We start from the raw sequence: 17,268 nt of genomic DNA on the forward strand, positions 1-17,268 counted from the left end.
GCCCAGACGCCGCCGCACCGGACGAGGAAGTGTCGTTCACGGCTTGCCACCCTACCGTCGTGACCCGCGACGACGACGCCGCACAGCTCGTCGGCGACGACTCATACACCCCCGGCGCACTCGCGACACTGCGAATCCACAACCTACGCGCCCTCGGAGGCGTCCGGACAAACTGCAGGTGACCAGCCGCTAGCATCGTGGAGTGTCCACCGATTCCTCGACCAACCCTTCAGACGTCAGCGGCGTCTCGTCGGGTGCGCACGGTGAGGGTGGCGGACAAGGCGAGCAGAATGCCTCCGGCCAGGGGCGTCGTGCCCGGCGCGGCCGACGCCGCCGGGGCCGGCGCAAGTCCGAGAACCGAGGTGCGGCGCCCGCTCACACCCCGACGGCGCACAGTCCGCACGGGCACAAACAGAGCGGTCATGCCCAACCCAAGAACAAGCAGCCGACTCCCGGCCAGGCGGGCTCGCGGCCGGGCCACAAACCGGGCTCGCCCAACCCGGCCTCCGAACCGGCACCCAGCACTCATCACCCGACTCCCAATGACCTCGCCCGCGCCCGGGCCGCCGATCCCGCGTGCCCGGATCCGGTCGAGGCCGAGCCCGTCGACAAGCTCCCGGTCGATCCCGATCGTGCGCGACCCCGCGTCACCCCGCCGAAGCCGTCGGACATGGTCGCCGTCAGCGCCAAGCTGACCAAGACCGGTCTGACCCAGGCCGGCGGCAAGGCGTCGAAGGGTCGACGGCGCACGGCGCGGGCGGACCGTGCGTCCGAACGCCCGGCTGCCGACCGCGTCCATCCCGACCGCGCGGGCAACGAGAAACTCCGCACCGTGCGCGAGACCTCGGCAGGGGGGCTCGTCATCTCCGACCTCGACCTCCCCGTCGACCAGTTGTCGGCCGCGCTCATCGGTCGCGTCGACCGTCGCGGCCGCACCATGTGGTCGCTGCCCAAGGGACACATCGAAACCGGCGAGACCGCCGAGCAGACCGCCATCCGCGAGGTCGAGGAGGAGACCGGGATCCAGGGCACGGTGGTGGCCCCGCTCGGCAAGATCGACTACTGGTTCGTCAGCGAAGGTCGTCGGATCCACAAGACCGTGCATCATTACCTGCTGCGGTGCACGGGCGGCGAGCTGTCCGACGCCGACTACGAGGTGTCCGAGGTGGCCTGGGTGCCGTTACACGAGCTCCCGCGTCGGCTCACGTACTCTGACGAGCGGCGACTCGCCCGGATGGCCCGGGGTGTGATCGCCGAACTCGCCGCCGACCCCACCCGGCTGGCCCAGTCCGAGGCCGACAGCATCCGTACCGAACCCAACGCCTATGAGAAAGCCGCCGCCGCGCGCAACCAGCGCCGCAACGAGCCACCGCCCCCGGTTCGTCCGCGCCGGCGCCGGCGCCGTCCACGACGGCCCGCGGCCGGCGATGGCTGAGCCGCGCCCGTCCGCCGCCGAGCCCCGTTCGTCTCGTTCTCTCGCCTTCTCGCATGCGCTGCGGTCCGGCGCGCTCGCGACGCTGGCCTCCGCCGTGGTCCTGGCCGTTCTCGGTCTGATGGTCCTGTCCGGCGCGGTGGGACCGGCGTCGGCGGCGCCGGAGACGGCCACCAGCGATTCCGACGCCGGATCCGGCGCGTCGGACCGGTCACCGAGCCGCTTCGCCCGCATCGTCATCGATTCGATGACCCCGAACATCGTGACCACGACCAGCCGGCCGGTGGTCACCGTCAGCGGACGCGTCGACAACGTCGGCGACCGGTCCATCACCGACCTGACCATCCGGCTCGAGCGCGGCGATCCGGTGGCGTCGGCCGCGGGCCTGCGCACCGACCTCGCCGACGACGATCCGGCCGTCGCCGTGGCCGGCCCCTTCGAAGCGCTGTCCGACTCGCTCGCCCCTGGCGAGAGCGTCGGCTTCCGCATGTCGATGGCACTCTCGGCCAACAACGGTCCCGACGGCCAGGGCCTGGCCATCTCCCAGCCCGGCGTGTACCCGATGCAGGTCAACGTCAACGGCACCCCGGAGTACGGCAACACCGCGCAGGTCGCGGGATCGCGGATGCTGCTGCCGGTGTTGTCCCTGCCACCCGACGACACCCGGGCCGCCGGTTACGTCGACCCGTCCACCGAGTACTCCGACGCCGACCCGGTCGTCGGGCTCGGGCCGGACGGGTCGGTGTCGGCGAACCTGTCCAGTCCGGCACGCATGACGATGGTGTGGCCGTTGGCCGCCCCGCCGCAGCTCGCGCCGGGTGTGCTGGGCGGCAACACCGAACCGGTCCGGTTGATCAACGAAAACATGGCGCGGTCGCTCGCCGACGGCGGCAGACTCGCCGAGCTACTCGCCGCGCTGCAGCGGGTCGTCGGGGAACCCCACCCGCACAATCGGATTCGGTGACATCGGACACGCCGCCATCCGAGACACCGGAGAACCCGGAACCGAGCGCACTGCCCGGTTCGGAGAAGCTCGCCGACAGCATGTGCCTGGCGATCGACCCCGACCTCGTCGTCACGGTGCGCGCGATGTCGCTGGGGTACGAGGTGTCCGACAATCCCGCCGATCCGAGGTCGACGACCCGGCCCGGTAGCGGCGTGGACGCCGCCGGTCGCTGGCTCACCGGCCTGCGATGGATCGCGCAGCGGATGTGCGTGGTGGCCCTGCCGTACGCGCAGGCCGATCTGACCTCCCTGACCCGGATCGGCAACACCGGCCTCACCGAGGCCGCGCTGCGGTCACCGGCCGACATCATCGACACCGTGCTCGGCGTCCGGAGCGTGCGCGGTCTCTCGATCCCCGCCCTGGGGGCGATCGACGCCGACGGCGCCGCCGCCCTCACCGAGGCCGAGATGACCGCGACCGCGGTGTCGTCGAATTCCGTCGCGCCGGTCGGTCGCCGCGACGCCGCCGGCCGCTACCGGATCGGTGACCTCGCCGCCCAGACCTACGACGCACCTGTGACCGCCTCGTTCGCCGCGCTCGGTACGGCGCCGTCCACCCCCGCTCTGACGCCTCCGAGTCAGCGCGTCGACCTGTCCGACGAGTCCGAGGGAAGCAGGCGCCAGAGCGCGATCGGTGCCCTCGCCTATCCCGCGATCGCCGCGCCGGAACCCGGTCCGACCGCACCCGGGGCACGCCCGTCGCCCGACCCGGTCGTCGGCAGATCGGCGTTCCTGATGCCCCCGACGTACTGGTCGCCCACGTCCGCCGACGCCGAGGCCCTGTTCACCACCGCACGGCTGCTCCTCGAATCGGGTGCCGCGACACCGGCTCCGCTGTCGACGCTGGCCGCCGACCTCAATTCCGCGCCCGAGCAGGCGCGGCTGATCGACCCGCCCGGGGTCGGTCCGGTGGGCGAGGTGGGCTCGGTGCTGACGAGCGACGCGACCGGATCGATACGACGCAATGTCGAGGACAGCTGGCAGTTCGAGGGCGCCCTGGTGCGCTCGGCGGATGTCGCCGCCACCCCCGAGCGGTACATGTCGCCGCTGCGCGAGGACCAGCTCCGGGCGATCCGCTCCCCGGATGCCCAGGGGTCGGCCGTCTACACCCACCTGCGGCGCGCGCAGACCGAACGCATCGACGCCGTCGCGTCGACCCTGTACCGGATGTCGCAGTCGGTCACCATCCTCGATCCCGGCGGTCGTTACACGCTGGCTTCCGAGCGGAGTCCGCTGCTGCTGGTCGTGAGCAACGACCTCGCGCTCCCGGTGCGTGCCCGGATCACCACGTCCGAGCCGGCGGGCATCGAGATCGGCGACCTCGGGGTGATCGAGATCCCGGCGCGCGGAACCCGGCAGATCCAGCTGCCCACCCAGGGCGACGCCTCCGAGGCGATCAGTGTGCAGATCCGGTTGTCGACGGTCACCGGCGTGCCACTGGGCCAGCCGATCAGCCTGTCGGTGCACACCAACGCGTACGGCAAGCCGCTGTTCTACATCACGATCATCGCTGCGGCAGCGCTGGTCCTGCTCACCGCGCGTCGGTTGTGGCATCGTTTCCGCGGCCAGCCCGATCCCGCCGACGCCGACCGTCCCGAACCCGACGAACTCGAGCGATTGCTTGCCGGAAGCGGGTATCAGGAGCGACGCCGTACCCTGCAGAGCGAGGGTCGGACGTACGGCGAGGAACCGGGCGATGACCCTCCATGACCGACATCACCACGACCCGAGGACGGCGGCAGAAGCGACGTGACCTGGAACGATGAGCCGCGTGTACCGCGGTCGGGGACACCCGGCCCGGTGCCGCCCCAGCGTCCCGAGCGCGCCGCACCCCGGCGGATTCCGCCGAACCGGGTTTCGGGTGGCCGGGTCCCTCCGACGCGGATCCCGCCCGGGTCCCCGGATCCGGGACCCACTGCGCCACGGCCTGCCGAACCACGATCGCCCGACGCGCGGTCTGCGGCCCCACGACCCGCGCCGCCGCGGCCGGGCGGGCGGGCACCCTCGGCCCCGCGTCCGCCCGCGCCATCGGCACCTACTCCACCGGCCCCCACGCCGGCCCGGCCGGACGTGTCACCGGCCCAGAACAACACGCGGGTCATGACCGCGTCCGACCCCCGCGGACCGTCGAACGGTCCGGTGGCCGCCGGCGCGGTGTCCGTCCAGAAGGCACCCGACGAGAAGGCGCCCGACGGGAAAACGCCCGACGGGAAAGCGTCGTCGACCGGTCTGGCGCGGGACTCGGACTCGAGCATCCTGCGCACCAGCGGGTCGATCGCGATCGCCACCCTGTTCAGTCGCATCACCGGCTTCCTGCGGACCGTACTCATCCTCGCGATGCTCGGCCCTGCCATCGCCTCGGCGTTCCAGGCGGCCGACGTGCTGCCGAACATGATCGCCGAGGTCGTCCTCGGCGCCGTGCTGACGGCGATCGTCATCCCGCTGCTCGCCCGGGCCGAGGCCGAGGACGACGACGGCGGCGAGGGTTTCATCAACCGGATCTTCACCATCACCGTCGTCGTCCTCGGGACCGCGACGGTCGTGGCGGTGATCGCGGCGCCGCTGCTCACCTATCTGAACCTGGGGGACGGGCAGGTCAATCGCGAGCTGTCGACCGCGCTCGCCTACCTGCTGCTGCCGGAGATCCTGTTCTACGGCCTGTCCGCGTTGTTCATCGCGATCCTCAACCTGCGCGGCTACTTCAAGCCGGGTGCGTGGGCGCCCGTACTGAACAACGTCGTGCAGATCACCACTCTCGTGCTCTACGCGGTGGTGCCCGGCGAGATCACCCTCAACCCCGTCCGGATGTCCGATCCGCAGCTCCTGGTGCTCGGCATCGGTTGCACGACCGGTGTCGTGCTCCAGGCGCTGATACTGGTGCCGTTCCTCCGCAAGTCGGGGGTGCGGCTGCGCCTGCAGTGGGGGATCGACGCGCGCCTGCGCCAGTTCGGGAACATGGCCGTCGCGATCGTCGCGTATGTGGCGCTGCTCCAGGTCGGCCTGATCGTCACCTACCGGATCGCATCGTCGGCCGACGCGTCGGGCGTCAGCATCTACTTCACCCACTGGCAGTTGTTGCAGCTTCCGTACGGCGTGCTGGGCGTGACCATCCTGACCGCGATCATGCCGCGACTGTCGCGCAACGCCACCGCCGACGACACCAAGGCGGTCGTCGACGATCTGTCCCTGGCGACGCGACTGACGATGGTCGCCCTCGTCCCGGTCGTGTCGTTCATGACGTTCTTCGGACCGGCCATCGCCATCGCCGTCTTCAACTTCGGCAAGTTCGACGCCGCCTCCGCGTCGCAGCTGGGTTCGGTGCTGTCGTGGGGTGCGTTCACCCTCATCCCGTACTCGATGACCCTCGTCCAGCTGCGCGTGTTCTACGCCCGCGAGGACGCGTGGACCCCGACGTTCATCGCGCTGGGCATCACCGTGGTGAAGGTGGTGTCGTCGTACCTGGGGCCGGTGCTCTTCGACGATCCCGAACTCGTCGTGCGCTGGCTCGCGCTGTCCAACGGGTTGGGCTATCTGGTCGGTGCCGTCGTCGGGCACTTCCTGCTCCGCAGCCGTCTTCGCGGGGCCCGGCTCTCGGATGTGGCACGCACGTCCGTCGTGACCCTGGCTGTCTCGATCGGGGTCTCCGCCACCGTGTGGGCAGTCGCGAAACTCACCGGCCTCGACGACATGATCGGCTGGCTGGGCAAGGTGGGGTCGGTCCTCTACCTCGGGCTGACCGCCGCGGTGGTGCTCGCGGTGACCTACGCCGGTCTCGCCGCGGCCCGCGTACCGGATGTCGTCGCGATCGGGCTGGCCGTACGCCGTCTGCTCGGCCGGTTCATCCCGGCGCTCGCCCCGCCGCCGCAGCCCGAACGTGAACAGTCACCGGCGATCACAGTTCAGTTTCCGCGCGTCACCGGCGACGAATCGCTCCCGTACTCTGGTCAGGTACAGGTGCTGCGCCGCTTCGACAGAGGTACCGCGACGTGGCAGTCGTACTCCGTACACTCCGGTGGCGCGATCGGCGCGACCCGGGATGTGCGCCCCATCCCCGAACGCGCGCCGGTACCGCGCGACATCAGATACCGCAGGAGAGGAGTCCGTCGCGTGAGTGACAGTGAGGTCGACACCACTGCTGCCACCGGGCCGCCCGCCGAGCCCCGAGCCGGCGACGCACCCACTCCACCGACCCCGACTCCCGCCGCCGAGACCGGTCCGGCCGACAGCGCGGCGAGCCCACGCCGCCGCGGACCACGCCTCATCCCCGGCGCTGCGGTCGCCGGCGGCCGGTACCGACTGCTCGAGCAGCACGGCGGCACCCGCGGTCTGCAGTTCTGGCGGGCCCAGGACATCAACCTCGACCGCGAGGTCGCGCTGACCTTCGTCGACGCCGAGCAGCTCGCACCGCCGCCCGAGCGTGGTCAGGCCGCCAAGATGTCCGATCAGGGACCGCAGGCCGTGCTGTCGCGCACCCTGCGCCTGGGCCAGATCAACTCCGACGGGGTGGCACGGGTCCTCGACGTCGTCCGCGGATCGTCGGGCGGCATCGTCGTCGCCGAATGGGTGCCCGGATCGTCCCTGGCGGATGTCGCCGGGTCGGGACCGTCGCCGATCGGCGCCGCGCGGGCGGTGCGTTCACTCGCCGCGGCCGCCGAGATCGCCCACCGCTCCGGTGGCGCGCTGTCCATCGACCATCCCGACCGCATCCGCATCAGCCACGACGGCAATGCCGTGCTCGCGTTCCCCGGCACCCTCGCCGGGGACGACAAGGCGTCCGATGTCCGCGGCCTCGGGGCCGTGCTGTACGCGCTCCTGCTCAACCGCTGGGCGCTCGATCCCGCGGACGGGTCCCGGCTGATCACCACCGCCGACACCACCGAGCCCGTGGGTGGGATCCCCGTGGCCACACCCGGTGAGGACGGACAACCGGTCGAGCCGCGGCTCAGCAAGCCCGACATCCCGTTCGAGATCTCGGCGGTCGCGGCGCGCGCGCTCGACGGTTCCCGCGGGATCCGTACCGCGGCCACGGTGCAGCACGTCCTCGATCAGGCCACGGTCGTCGACCTGAACACCGACATGTTGCCCGCCATCACCGACGCCGACGCCCCGCAGCCGGTGAGCGTGGCGCCCCGACTGGGTGCCGGTGGCGACGCGAAGCCACCGCGCCGCAACCTGGCGCTGCTCATCGGGGCCGGACTCCTCGCCCTGTTCATCGTCATCGCGCTGATCGTGGGTGCCACCAACATCTTCGGCGGCAGCAGCGGCTCGAGCGACATCGACTCGATCCTCACCACGACCGAGCCCTCGCCTCCGCCCGGCGCCCAGCCGCCGCCGACGCCCGCGGCCCCGGCGGCCCCGCAACCCATTGCGCTGCAGTCGGTCTCGGTCGTCGACTTCTCCGCGCAGACACCGGACAACTCGGCGAACGTACGCAACGTGATCACCGGCGCCGCCCCGCCGTGGCAGACCGACAACTATCGCGGGCGTCCGGACTTCGGCGGGCTCAAGCCGGGGCTGGGCCTCATGTTCGACCTCGGAGCGGAACGCCCGGTGCGGTCGGTCACCATCGAGAGTCCGACGCCCGGGATCAGCGTCGAGATCCGTACGTCGCCGTCGGCGCGTCCGGCGTTCGCCCGGACGACGACGGTGGCGTCGGGTCAGGTGGACCAGGCGTCCACCACGATTCCGATCGCCCAGCCGCCGACCACCCGCTACGTCATGGTCTGGCTCACGAGCCTGCCAAATTCGGGAAGCGGCTATCAGGCCGAGATCTCGCGCGTCACGATGGCCGGCTGACGCACCCGTCGAGCACCTGACCGCGGCCCGCGATTATCGGCGCGTGCAACTCGAGGTCCGAGTTACGACCAACGAGTATGAACGACGACGGCACTCGGGTACGTGCGGGGCATGACGCGGAACCATCGGCGCGGTCTCCTGTACCGCTGCCCTCGACACCAGTGTCGAAATCCGCAGACATCGCGAGTGCGAAGAGCGCTCGACTGCCCGAACTCCGGCTCGAACACCTGGTCCGAGAGGCGACACGCCTGTTTCAGGAGTTCGGCTATCGCAACGTGAGCATGGAACAGATCGGGGCGACGGTCGGACTGACCGGGCCTGCGTTGTACCGACACTTTCCGTCCAAGCAGGACATCCTCGCGCAGGCGTTGACCGCGCAGGTGCGGACCGTCAGCCGGTTCATGGCCGATGCGCAGGAGCGCGGTGGCACTCCCGAGGAGCAAATCGGGTTGTTCTTCGACGCATTGGGTGACATGACCGCGCATCGAGATGTCTCCATCCTCTGGAACCGCGAACGATTGCACCTGGAGCGATCGGGCCTGTCCGAGTTGAATCGCTCCTTCGGGGGACTCGTGGACACGCTGGCGGCGAAGATCAGCGCCGCCCGACCCGCGGTCGACCCGGCGGGCGCGGAACTACTCGCGACCGCTGTCCTCAGTGTGTACTCGAGCACGGCCCGGATGCGTGGCTCACTGTCGGCCAAGCGCCTCATGCAGGTCCAGCGAGCGCTCACGGACTCGATTCTCGACTGTGACCTGGCAACGGCTCCTGTTGTGGTGGGGACAGATGACGCACGATCACGTCGAAGTCCGATCGCCCGACGCGAACGAATCCTCGACGTCGCGACCGAGTTGTTCTTCGTACGCGGCTTCCGGAACGTTCGTATCGACGAGATCGCCGCCCACGCGGGCGTCTCGGTGGCGACCGTCTATCACGAGCACGCAGGGAAGACAGAGATCTTGTGGACGGTCATCCGTCGAGGCATCGAAGGCTTGTTGGGGACGTCGATCGCGGCACTCGACGGAGCCGCCGCCGGTGACACGCTCGACGTGCTCCTGCTGGAGCAGGCTCTAGCCGGGTTCGCCGGCCACGTGATCTCGTCCCCCGAGCTCCGCTCTCGGCCGGCATCGACGGGCAATTGAGGAAACTGGCATACGCCATCCTGATACCGCGCGCTCGTATCTGACGTGACGGTTCCCTCGGCCGACCCGCGGTACTCACGCGACCGCCTGACACGCGAGAAGGGTAGGACCGACCCGGGGGCCTCGGGCGCTTCGCCGTTCTCGGGGCGACGGTGGTGGCAGCAGGGCTCGGATACCTGTTCGCGGCAGGCTCAGATGCACGAACCAGATTGCGTGAGCTGAGGTCTGGCTCATGAGCTTCGCGATCAGCCCGGCGGCGCTCGGCATCCAGACCGCGCTCATCTCACTCGTCACGACGATCGGCACAGTGACCGCATATGGCGCCCGACCGACCTCGCCCTTGAGGCCGCTCCGTCAGACGCCTTCCGAGGATGCGCCAGTCGTCCCCGCCACCTGCTCTCCGACCAGGTCGCGTGGCGTCCATCCCGGCGGCCCGAAGACATAGCCGAGGCGGGCGCGCCACGTCGACGCACCGCGCACATCCCGCGCGATCGCCGCATATTCGTGCGTCTGCAGTCGCAGGATGTTGTATGTGTCCACCGGTTTGGTCAGGCCGTAACGGGGCCGGCGGATCTCCGGCGCGAACGTGCCGAACATCCGGTCCCACAGGATGAAGACCCCGCCGTAGTTGCGGTCGAGGTACTCGGGGTCGCAGCCATGGTGTACCCGATGATGCGACGGTGTGTTGAGCACGAATTCGACGGGTGCCCACAGTTTTCCGATCCGTTCGGTGTGAATCCAGAACTGGTAGATGAGATTCAGCGAGTAGGCGGCGAACACCAGGGCGGGCGGGATGCCGAGGAGCGGTAGGGGGATCCACATCAGCACCGCGGCGCTGATGTTCCACTTCTGCCGCAGCGCCGTCGCGAAGTTGAAGTACTCGCTGGAGTGATGGGCCTGATGGGTCGCCCACACCAGGCGGACCCGATGCGAGACGCGATGACTCCAGTAGAAGAGGAAGTCCACGCCCAGGAAGGCGATCATCCACGTGTACCACTCGTCCGCGGGCAGCTGCCACGGGGCGACATAGGCGAACAGCACGCTGTACAGCAGGAGTCCGAGGAATTTCCAGAAGGCGCTGGTCGCGATCGACACCAGTCCCATCGAGACGCTTGAACGCGCGTCCCGCGAGTCGTAGGCGCCCGGCGGCGCTGTCTCGGTGTCATCGTGCTCGAGTTTGGCCGCGGCGAACCACTCGATGGCCAGCAGGGTGACGAAGAACGGGATCGCGAGCACGGTCGGCTCACGCATCGGCTCCGGCAAGAACTCCAGCACGATTGTCCCCTCACAGCGATATCTGACACGACGCCATGTCACTTACTTCTGACAAGGTAACGTGTCAGAAGATCTGATGTAAAGACCCGGGAGGGAGCTCGCGTGACAGCCGTGCCGGACCCGACCCCGTCGACGCCGACCCCGCCCGGACGACGCTATGGCGGAGCCGACCCGACGCAGCGGAGAGAACGCCGTCGAGCCGCTCTGATCGCGGCCGGGCTCGACGCCTTCGGAACCGACGGATACGCGAACGTGTCGGTGAAGGGGATCTGCGACCTCGCCGGGCTGACGCAGCGATACTTCTACGAGTCCTTCACCGACCGCGCCGCCCTGCTCGTCGCCGTGTACGACGACTGCGTCGACTTCGTCCGGGCGGCGACCGTCGATGCCGCAGCGGAGATCGCCGGCGCCGCCCCCGGATCATCGGACTCGGCGGAAGGCGTTGCCGCCGAGCATGTTCCGGAGGTCACCCGGGCGGCTCTCGGCGCGTTCATGTCCTGCCTCGCCGACGATCCCCGGCGCGCACGCGTGATGCTCGTCGAAGTGGTGGGTGTGTCCCCGGAGATCGAGCAGGTCCGCATGCGCGCGATCCACGACTGGGCCGCGCTCATCTTGGCACTCGCTCGTGGCTCGCGACCGACGTCGGACCGCGAACGGCTGGCGTCGGTGGGCCTGGTCGGAGCAGTCACCCAGCTTCTCGTCGACTGGTACGTCGCCGGTGCGGGGGAGGCCGACGCGGAGCGCTATGCGCTCGACGAGATCCTCGACGTTTGTGTGGAGCTTTTCGTCGCCGCCTACGGCCGGCTTCTGACCTGACCCTTCGAGGCTGCTCCCATATCCGCAAGAACTACAGAACCGCTGCTGTGTGGGGTGAATGCGATGCCCTCCCTCTGCTCCCTAAGAGCCTGCTGAATTAGGGTCCAGCCTGGGTTGAGGTTCCTGCTGCGGGGATGTGTCGGTTCCGGGGTGTGGTCGTGGTGATCGATCTAGGTGGGGCGGCGGTGCCGCGGTTCAGGCGGTGGCCAGTGTCCAGGTGCCGTTGGTGGTAGTCAGTCCGAGGGTGATCAGGCGGCGTAGGTTGATCGCGGCGGCGCGGTGGTGCAGCCAGTTGTTGTTGCGTTCGATTCCACGGTAGGGCACCCGCCGGTTACCGCGGGTGAGCCAGGCAATCGTCCGTTCGACCATGGGTCGATGCTGGCGGTAGGTGTCGGCAATAGTCTTGTCAGAGAAGTGTTGTCGGTGTTCGCGCTGGAGTTGGTGGTGTTCGCCGAAACTGATTTTGCGTCCACGAACCGCGGTGGTGCACCGTGCCCGAAGTGGGCAGTCTTGGCAGGCCGCACCGTAGGTGACGTGGCCTTTCGCGCTGACCGGCCGGGTCAGGTTGTTGGGGCAGGTCAATGTGTTCGCGTCGGCGTCGAAGGTGAAATCGTCGATGACGAAACCACCAGCAACCGCCGGCATGTGTGGCTTGGGTTTGATCACCGCGTTCCATCGTGTCCGCGCCAGCGTGGCCAGCATGTCACCGGAGGCATACGCTGAATCACCCAGCACCTCACGATCGTCGGCGTCGTCGGCGACGGTCGGATCGCTCAGCAACAACCGTGCCCCGACTGCTCCGTCGGAAGTGTCCGGACCAGCGGCTTTGGTCATCTCGATCGCGGTGACCAACCCGGTCTCCGGTTCATTGACGATGTGGCCCTTGAACCCGTCCTGCTGGCGTGCCCGGGTTTTGTGGGCGTGGCGGGTGTCGGTATCGACGGTGGAGATCACCCGGTCCGGGGCGGTCCGGGGCGCGATGCGCCAGCGTCCGTCGGTGCCATCAGAACCTGGTGCCGGTTCCACATCCTGGCCGGTCACCAATGCCAGCAATGCCACCGCCTGCGCCTGGGCCTCGTTACTCGGTTCCTTGTCGATGGCCTCGAGGTCCAGACCGTCGAGCACGGCCAACCCATCTTCGACAAGGGCGCTGATCAGGTCCTGTTGAGCACACTCATCATCCCAGGCGATCCGCGGCTTGCCGGGCCGGTCATAGCCGCCGCCGGTCAACGCGGCCAGACGAGTCGCACGCTGCTCGACCACCACCGCACCACCGTCGACCTCTCGGGCGACCCGCCGGATCGCCGCGATCACCTGGGTGATGGCGTCCTGGCGGGCCACCGCGTCATCGTAGATCGTCGAATCCAGCGCTCGACGGCTCTTACCCGCGAGCACCCCGGTGGTGGTGATGACCTCGCGTACCACCTCGAAAATGCGGTGCGGCCGATCGCTGGCTGCCAGTCGCCGACGCCAGTACGTCAGAGTCGACGGATGAAAACCTTTGTTACCCAACACGAATCCACACGCCGCTTTCCACCGCAGATCAAAAGTGACCGCATCAGCGGCTTCGCGATCGGACAAACCCTGCAGCGTTTGCAGCACGATCACCGACGCCATCGTGGCCGGCGGGATCGACGGACGGCCCCGGCCGCTGGGAAACAGGTCCGCGAACATCTCCGCAGGGAACAACTGCTCGCGATGAGCAGCCAAAAACGCGAACACACTGCCCTCGGCCAGCAAATGCCCGACGACCGAGTTCACATCCAGAAACTCACCCTGACGATCCGGCTCACCCTGCATACTCACCAGGATCCCAGCCCACCAGGCAAACCCGCTCACCCCACACCGAAACGACGCCGACTATTTCAGCAGTCTCCTAATCCGAAAGGACGCCCTGCCCCCTGCTCCCTGAGGAGCGCCCGGAGCTCAGGGAGCAGTGGTTGGGCTCGCTCCAACACAACGGGTTCCTTCGTAGCCACGACGGCCGCCAGGCCGCAGATACTGAGGTGCGAGGAGCGCAAGCGACGAGCCACGAAGGGTTGATGCGCCCGCGGCTGTCGTTCGATCGGATCGGGGAGCAAGGGCGTGCCGAAAACGCTCCTGAACCACGCGGTCGGCGTGTAAGTTCTCCTGCAACTGCGCTGCGACGGTCGGACAGGGGCCCGGGAGGTGTCCGGTGAGCACTGCCGAAGAACGTGCGAGACAGCTCGAACTCGTTGCGCGACTTAAGTCCTCGTATCCCGAGCTGCCGGATGCCCCCACGCCCGATCTCCTCGACCACGATCGATTCGTCGCCTACATGAAGCCGGTGCACGACGTCGGGGGTGAGCCCGACGCACCGATCACCTACGAGGGCAAGGCGTACGAAGAATGGGAGCACATGACCTATGTCATGTGTGAGGTGCTCGCCTGGCGCGGGATCTGGTTGTCCGAAGAGCGGCGTCGGATCGGCAACGTCGACGTCGGTCGCGCGGTCTACCTCGGAATCCCGTATTACGGACGCTGGTTGCTGGCGGTCGCCAGAATTCTCGTCGAGAAGCACCACATCGCGCTCGGCGAGCTCAGTGAACGCATGCTCGAGGTCCGGGAGCGATACGCGGGCGGACTGGACGGCCGGCGTCTCGAGGCCCGCCCGCGCAGCGTCGGAGACGGATCCGACGTCCCGCGGAACACACACCATCGGCACGCGATCGGAATCGGCGACCCGCAGATCTACGCCGGGCGGGCGGGCGACGCCGCGTTCGGCATCGGGGACCGGGTCCGGGTCCGCGAGCTGCCCGTCCTGTTGTACACGCGGACACCGGAATACGTCCGGGGCGCGGTCGGCGAGGTCGCGGCCGTCGCCTACGAGAGCCCAGCGCCCGAGGACGAGACCTGGGGTCTCTCCGACGCCCAACCGGAGTGGTTCTACGTGGTCCGGTTCACCATGGGCGACCTCTGGCACGGGTACACCGGGCCCGCCGACGACACCCTGCAGACCGAGATCCCCGAACGCTGGCTCGAATCCGCCGGCGGAGAGGACGACCGCCGATGAGCGACGATCACCACGACCACGACCACGACCGGACGGTCAAGCCGATGGTCGACGAGATCACCGACTTCGAGGTACTCGAGATCGCGCTGCGCGAGCTGTGCATCGAAAAGGGACTCTTCACCGCCGAGGAGCACCGCCGCTTCACCGAGTTCGCCGAACAGATCGGGCCGACGCCCGCGGCGACGCTCGTCGCCCGGGCCTGGCTCGACCCCGAGTTCGAGCGGTTGGCACTCGACGACCCGATGGCCGCCAGCAAGGAGGTCGGCGTCGACTGGCTCGAACCGACCGGCTTCGGAACACCCAGCGATTTCACGGCTTTCGAGATCCTCGCCGACACCCCCACGATCCATCACGTGATCGTGTGTGCGCTGTGCTCGTGCTATCCGCGCCCGATCCTGGGGAACTCGCCCGAGTGGTACCGAACGCCGAACTACCGCCGCCGGATGGTGCGGTGGCCGCGACAGGTGCTGTCCGAGTTCGGACTCCAGCTCCCGGAGGGTGTGTCCGTACGCGTGCAGGATTCCAATCAGAAGCACCGCTTCATGGTGATGCCGCGGCGCCCGGCAGGCACCGACGGATGGACCGAGCAGCAGCTGTCGGAGATCATCACCCGCGACTGCCTCATCGGCGTCGCGCTCCCCAGACCGGGGGTCACCACCAACGTCGTCTCGGCCATCCGCCCGGCCGTCCACCCGGCGGGGGAGTAGCCGATGATCGAGGACGGACGCACCGGATCATCCCACGGACCACTCGAGGAGATCGTCGACCGGAACCAGGTGTGGCACCGGATGGCCGCGAAATACGGTGTGGAGAACCCTGTTCCACCGTGGAAGACAAGCCTCGACGGTCTCTGCGATGCGCTCGACCGGGTGGCCGACTCCACCGCGGTGAACGCGGGTACCCCCGGCGTCGTCGAACGACGCGACGAGGAGGACCGGCTGTCGGCGACCATCTACGCCGACCTGCCCTACCCCGAGAACCAACTGGTCGCCCTGGCACACACACTGCTCGACCGCGGGGTCATCGACGAGAGTGAGTTGCGGACGCGGATGGCTGCCGTGCGCGCCCGCCTGGAGTCCTGACCGACCGGCCTGAGGACAGATCCGTCACCCGGCGACAGCTGTGCACAGCCGTCGCTCCAACGGATGACGCGGTGTCGGCTCCACTACTCTCAGCCCATGCCCGGGGGGAACGACGCGATCGACACGCGTAGCGACGAGCAGCTTCTGCACGCTCACCTCGCCGGCGACCCACACGCCTTCTCCGATCTCATCAGCCGCCATCTCGATTATCTGTGGTCGGTGGCGCTGCGGACCAGCCAGAATCCCGAGGATGCCGCAGACGCGTTGCAGGACGCCCTCTTCGCAGCGCATCGGACCGCCCACGACTTCCGGTCCGATGCCAAGGTGACGAGTTGGCTGCACCGGATCGTCGTGAACGCCGGCCTCGATCGCATCCGACGGAACAAGGTCCGCAGAACCGTGCCGCTGCCGGAATGGGACGTGGTCTCCATCGCCGACACCACCGACGACATCGCCGCCGTCGACCTGTCGGTGTCGATCGGGCGGGCGCTGCACGTCCTCCCCGAAGGGCAACGGGCGGCCATCGTCGCCGTCGACATCGAGGGTTACACGGTCGCCGAAGCGGCCGAGATCCTCGGTGTCGCCGAGGGCACGATCAAGAGTCGATGCGCTCGCGGCCGCCTCAAACTCGCCCAGGTCCTCGGACATCTGCGGAGCGGCTGACCCGCCATCACCCCGACTGGTCCATCCCGTTCCCGACAGATCGCGGCCGGGGGGAACCGAACCGGGGCGGGCCGCGTCCAAGTATCCGACGGATCGCGACCAGGAGACCGCCTCCTCTGACCCGACTCCGCTCGTGAACCACGCCGAACCGAGCCGAACTCCACGAACGCCCGCCATCCCCCGGAATGGAAGACTGACACCATGACCCCTCGGGGACCAGACGACCACGAGACCGGCGATGTACCGGACCCGCCGTATTCGGCGGAGATCCTCGCCGACCTGCACGCCGGTGCACTGCCCGACCGGACAGCCGCACACATCCGTTCCCGTATCGTCGATGACGTTGCCGCGCAATCCATCCTGGCCGCGCTGGATCACACCTCCGACGATCTGCGCTCCGCCGGTCCGGCGCCCGCGCCCGTTCCCGACCAGGTCCGCGCCGACGTCGCGACCACCCTCGCCGCGCTCGGCCGGGATCCCGCACCGGTCGACATCTCGGCCGCACGCCGCGGGCGTCGACCCGCCCGCTCCCGATCGCGCGACGACCGTCGAATGGCCGGCCGTCTGTTGCTGGCTGCCGCCGCGGTCGTCGTCGTCGCGGTCGGAACGGTCGGAATACTGCGGCTGGTCTCGGCGCCCGACGCGACCAATCCCGGGCAGACACCGCGCGCTCAGTCGTCGTCGGTCCCGACCCCGGCGGGTCCCGCGGGCATCGCGACCGCACTCTCGGTCCTCGGGCGTACCGACGGAGCACCCTTCGGTTCCGTGGAGGCGCTCCGCCGCTGCACCGCCGCGCACCTGGTACCGGTCGAGGTGGTGATCGTCGGGTCCGGTCGAATCCTCGTCGACGGCACCGGAGCCGCCGCGATTCTCTTGTCGACGGGCGTGGCAGGACGTTTCGACGCGCTGATCGTCGGCCTCGACTGTGACCTGGGAAATCCGGCGCTGATCTCACGGGGGATCGTCGGCGGGTGACCGGCACCTCGCGATGCCCGGGTCTGCGCCGACCGGCCGGGGCACGCG

At 68.9% G+C, this 17,268-nt stretch carries 12 protein-coding genes and 1 pseudogene; 11 read left to right on the plus strand and 2 right to left on the minus strand.

The window, feature by feature from the left end; translation table 11 throughout:
- The first annotated feature begins 59 nt into the window (after positions 1 to 59).
- The 5 genes and pseudogenes from MVF96_RS24505 to MVF96_RS23735 all read left to right on the plus strand — a co-directional run bounded on the left by MVF96_RS24505 (position 60) and on the right by MVF96_RS23735 (position 9,375).
- Entirely contained in the window at positions 60 to 182 is a 123-nt protein-coding gene (locus MVF96_RS24505; RefSeq protein WP_264186656.1) for a hypothetical protein, read from the plus strand.
- A gap of 20 nt (positions 183 to 202) precedes the next feature.
- Positions 203 to 1,435: an NUDIX hydrolase gene (locus MVF96_RS23720; RefSeq protein WP_247450693.1), complete on the plus strand. Its 1,233-nt coding sequence runs from the start codon at positions 203 to 205 to the stop codon at positions 1,433 to 1,435.
- 118 nt (positions 1,436 to 1,553) lie between these two features.
- Positions 1,554 to 4,147: pseudogene (locus tag MVF96_RS23725) on the plus strand (DUF6049 family protein).
- 390 nt (positions 4,148 to 4,537) lie between these two features.
- On the plus strand, positions 4,538 to 8,233 hold the full coding sequence (locus MVF96_RS23730; RefSeq protein ID WP_247450695.1) for a murein biosynthesis integral membrane protein MurJ: 3,696 nt from the start codon (positions 4,538 to 4,540) through the stop codon (positions 8,231 to 8,233).
- Positions 8,234 to 8,394: 161 nt separating this feature from the next.
- On the plus strand, positions 8,395 to 9,375 hold the full coding sequence (locus tag MVF96_RS23735; RefSeq protein ID WP_247450697.1) for a TetR/AcrR family transcriptional regulator: 981 nt from the start codon (positions 8,395 to 8,397) through the stop codon (positions 9,373 to 9,375).
- Positions 9,376 to 9,729: 354 nt separating this feature from the next.
- On the opposite strand, the gene MVF96_RS23740 is transcribed toward MVF96_RS23735, so the two are convergent.
- On the minus strand, positions 9,730 to 10,650 hold the full coding sequence (locus MVF96_RS23740; RefSeq protein WP_159371758.1) for a sterol desaturase family protein: 921 nt from the start codon (positions 10,648 to 10,650) through the stop codon (positions 9,730 to 9,732).
- A gap of 102 nt (positions 10,651 to 10,752) precedes the next feature.
- On the opposite strand from MVF96_RS23740, the gene MVF96_RS23745 reads away from it, so the two are divergent.
- Positions 10,753 to 11,466 carry a TetR/AcrR family transcriptional regulator gene (locus MVF96_RS23745; protein WP_247450699.1) on the plus strand — a complete coding sequence of 238 codons (714 nt, stop codon included), beginning with the start codon at positions 10,753 to 10,755 and terminating at the stop codon, positions 11,464 to 11,466.
- A 195-nt stretch (positions 11,467 to 11,661) separates the two neighbouring features.
- Here the strand turns inward: MVF96_RS23745 and MVF96_RS23750 are convergent, their stop codons facing one another.
- Positions 11,662 to 13,266 (minus strand): IS1182 family transposase, encoded by a 1,605-nt coding sequence (locus tag MVF96_RS23750; RefSeq protein ID WP_247452172.1) that lies wholly within the window; start codon positions 13,264 to 13,266, stop codon positions 11,662 to 11,664.
- 376 nt (positions 13,267 to 13,642) lie between these two features.
- On the opposite strand from MVF96_RS23750, the gene MVF96_RS23755 reads away from it, so the two are divergent.
- The 5 genes from MVF96_RS23755 (at position 13,643) to MVF96_RS23775 (ending at position 17,220) form a co-directional block, all read left to right on the plus strand.
- Complete coding sequence (locus tag MVF96_RS23755; protein WP_137809147.1) at positions 13,643 to 14,500, plus strand: SH3-like domain-containing protein; 858 nt, start codon at positions 13,643 to 13,645, stop codon at positions 14,498 to 14,500.
- Entirely contained in the window at positions 14,497 to 15,207 is a 711-nt protein-coding gene (scnC, locus tag MVF96_RS23760) for a thiocyanate hydrolase subunit gamma (RefSeq protein WP_247450701.1), read from the plus strand. Before MVF96_RS23755 ends, scnC begins: the two co-directional genes overlap by 4 nt.
- A gap of 3 nt (positions 15,208 to 15,210) precedes the next feature.
- On the plus strand, positions 15,211 to 15,582 hold the full coding sequence (locus tag MVF96_RS23765) for a thiocyanate hydrolase (protein WP_247450703.1): 372 nt from the start codon (positions 15,211 to 15,213) through the stop codon (positions 15,580 to 15,582).
- A gap of 96 nt (positions 15,583 to 15,678) precedes the next feature.
- Entirely contained in the window at positions 15,679 to 16,245 is a 567-nt protein-coding gene (gene sigM, locus MVF96_RS23770) for an RNA polymerase sigma factor SigM (protein ID WP_058252981.1), read from the plus strand.
- 201 nt (positions 16,246 to 16,446) lie between these two features.
- Complete coding sequence (locus MVF96_RS23775; RefSeq protein ID WP_247450705.1) at positions 16,447 to 17,220, plus strand: anti-sigma factor; 774 nt, start codon at positions 16,447 to 16,449, stop codon at positions 17,218 to 17,220.
- Positions 17,221 to 17,268 lie beyond the last annotated feature (48 nt).

Origin of the sequence: Gordonia hongkongensis, from assembly GCF_023078355.1 — a bacterium.
Classification (GTDB): domain Bacteria; phylum Actinomycetota; class Actinomycetes; order Mycobacteriales; family Mycobacteriaceae; genus Gordonia; species Gordonia hongkongensis.

Excerpts from the sequence above, each read along its gene's own strand:
- scnC (WP_247450701.1), top strand. The coding sequence starts at position 14,497 with ATGAGCGACGATCACCACGACCACGACCACGACCGGACGGTCAAGCCG.
- MVF96_RS23775 (WP_247450705.1), top strand. The coding sequence starts at position 16,447 with ATGACCCCTCGGGGACCAGACGACCACGAGACCGGCGATGTACCGGAC.
- MVF96_RS23750 (WP_247452172.1), bottom strand. The coding sequence starts at position 13,266 with ATGCAGGGTGAGCCGGATCGTCAGGGTGAGTTTCTGGATGTGAACTCG.
- MVF96_RS23730 (WP_247450695.1), top strand. The coding sequence starts at position 4,538 with ATGACCGCGTCCGACCCCCGCGGACCGTCGAACGGTCCGGTGGCCGCC.
- MVF96_RS23765 (WP_247450703.1), top strand. The coding sequence starts at position 15,211 with ATGATCGAGGACGGACGCACCGGATCATCCCACGGACCACTCGAGGAG.
- sigM (WP_058252981.1), top strand. The coding sequence starts at position 15,679 with ATGCCCGGGGGGAACGACGCGATCGACACGCGTAGCGACGAGCAGCTT.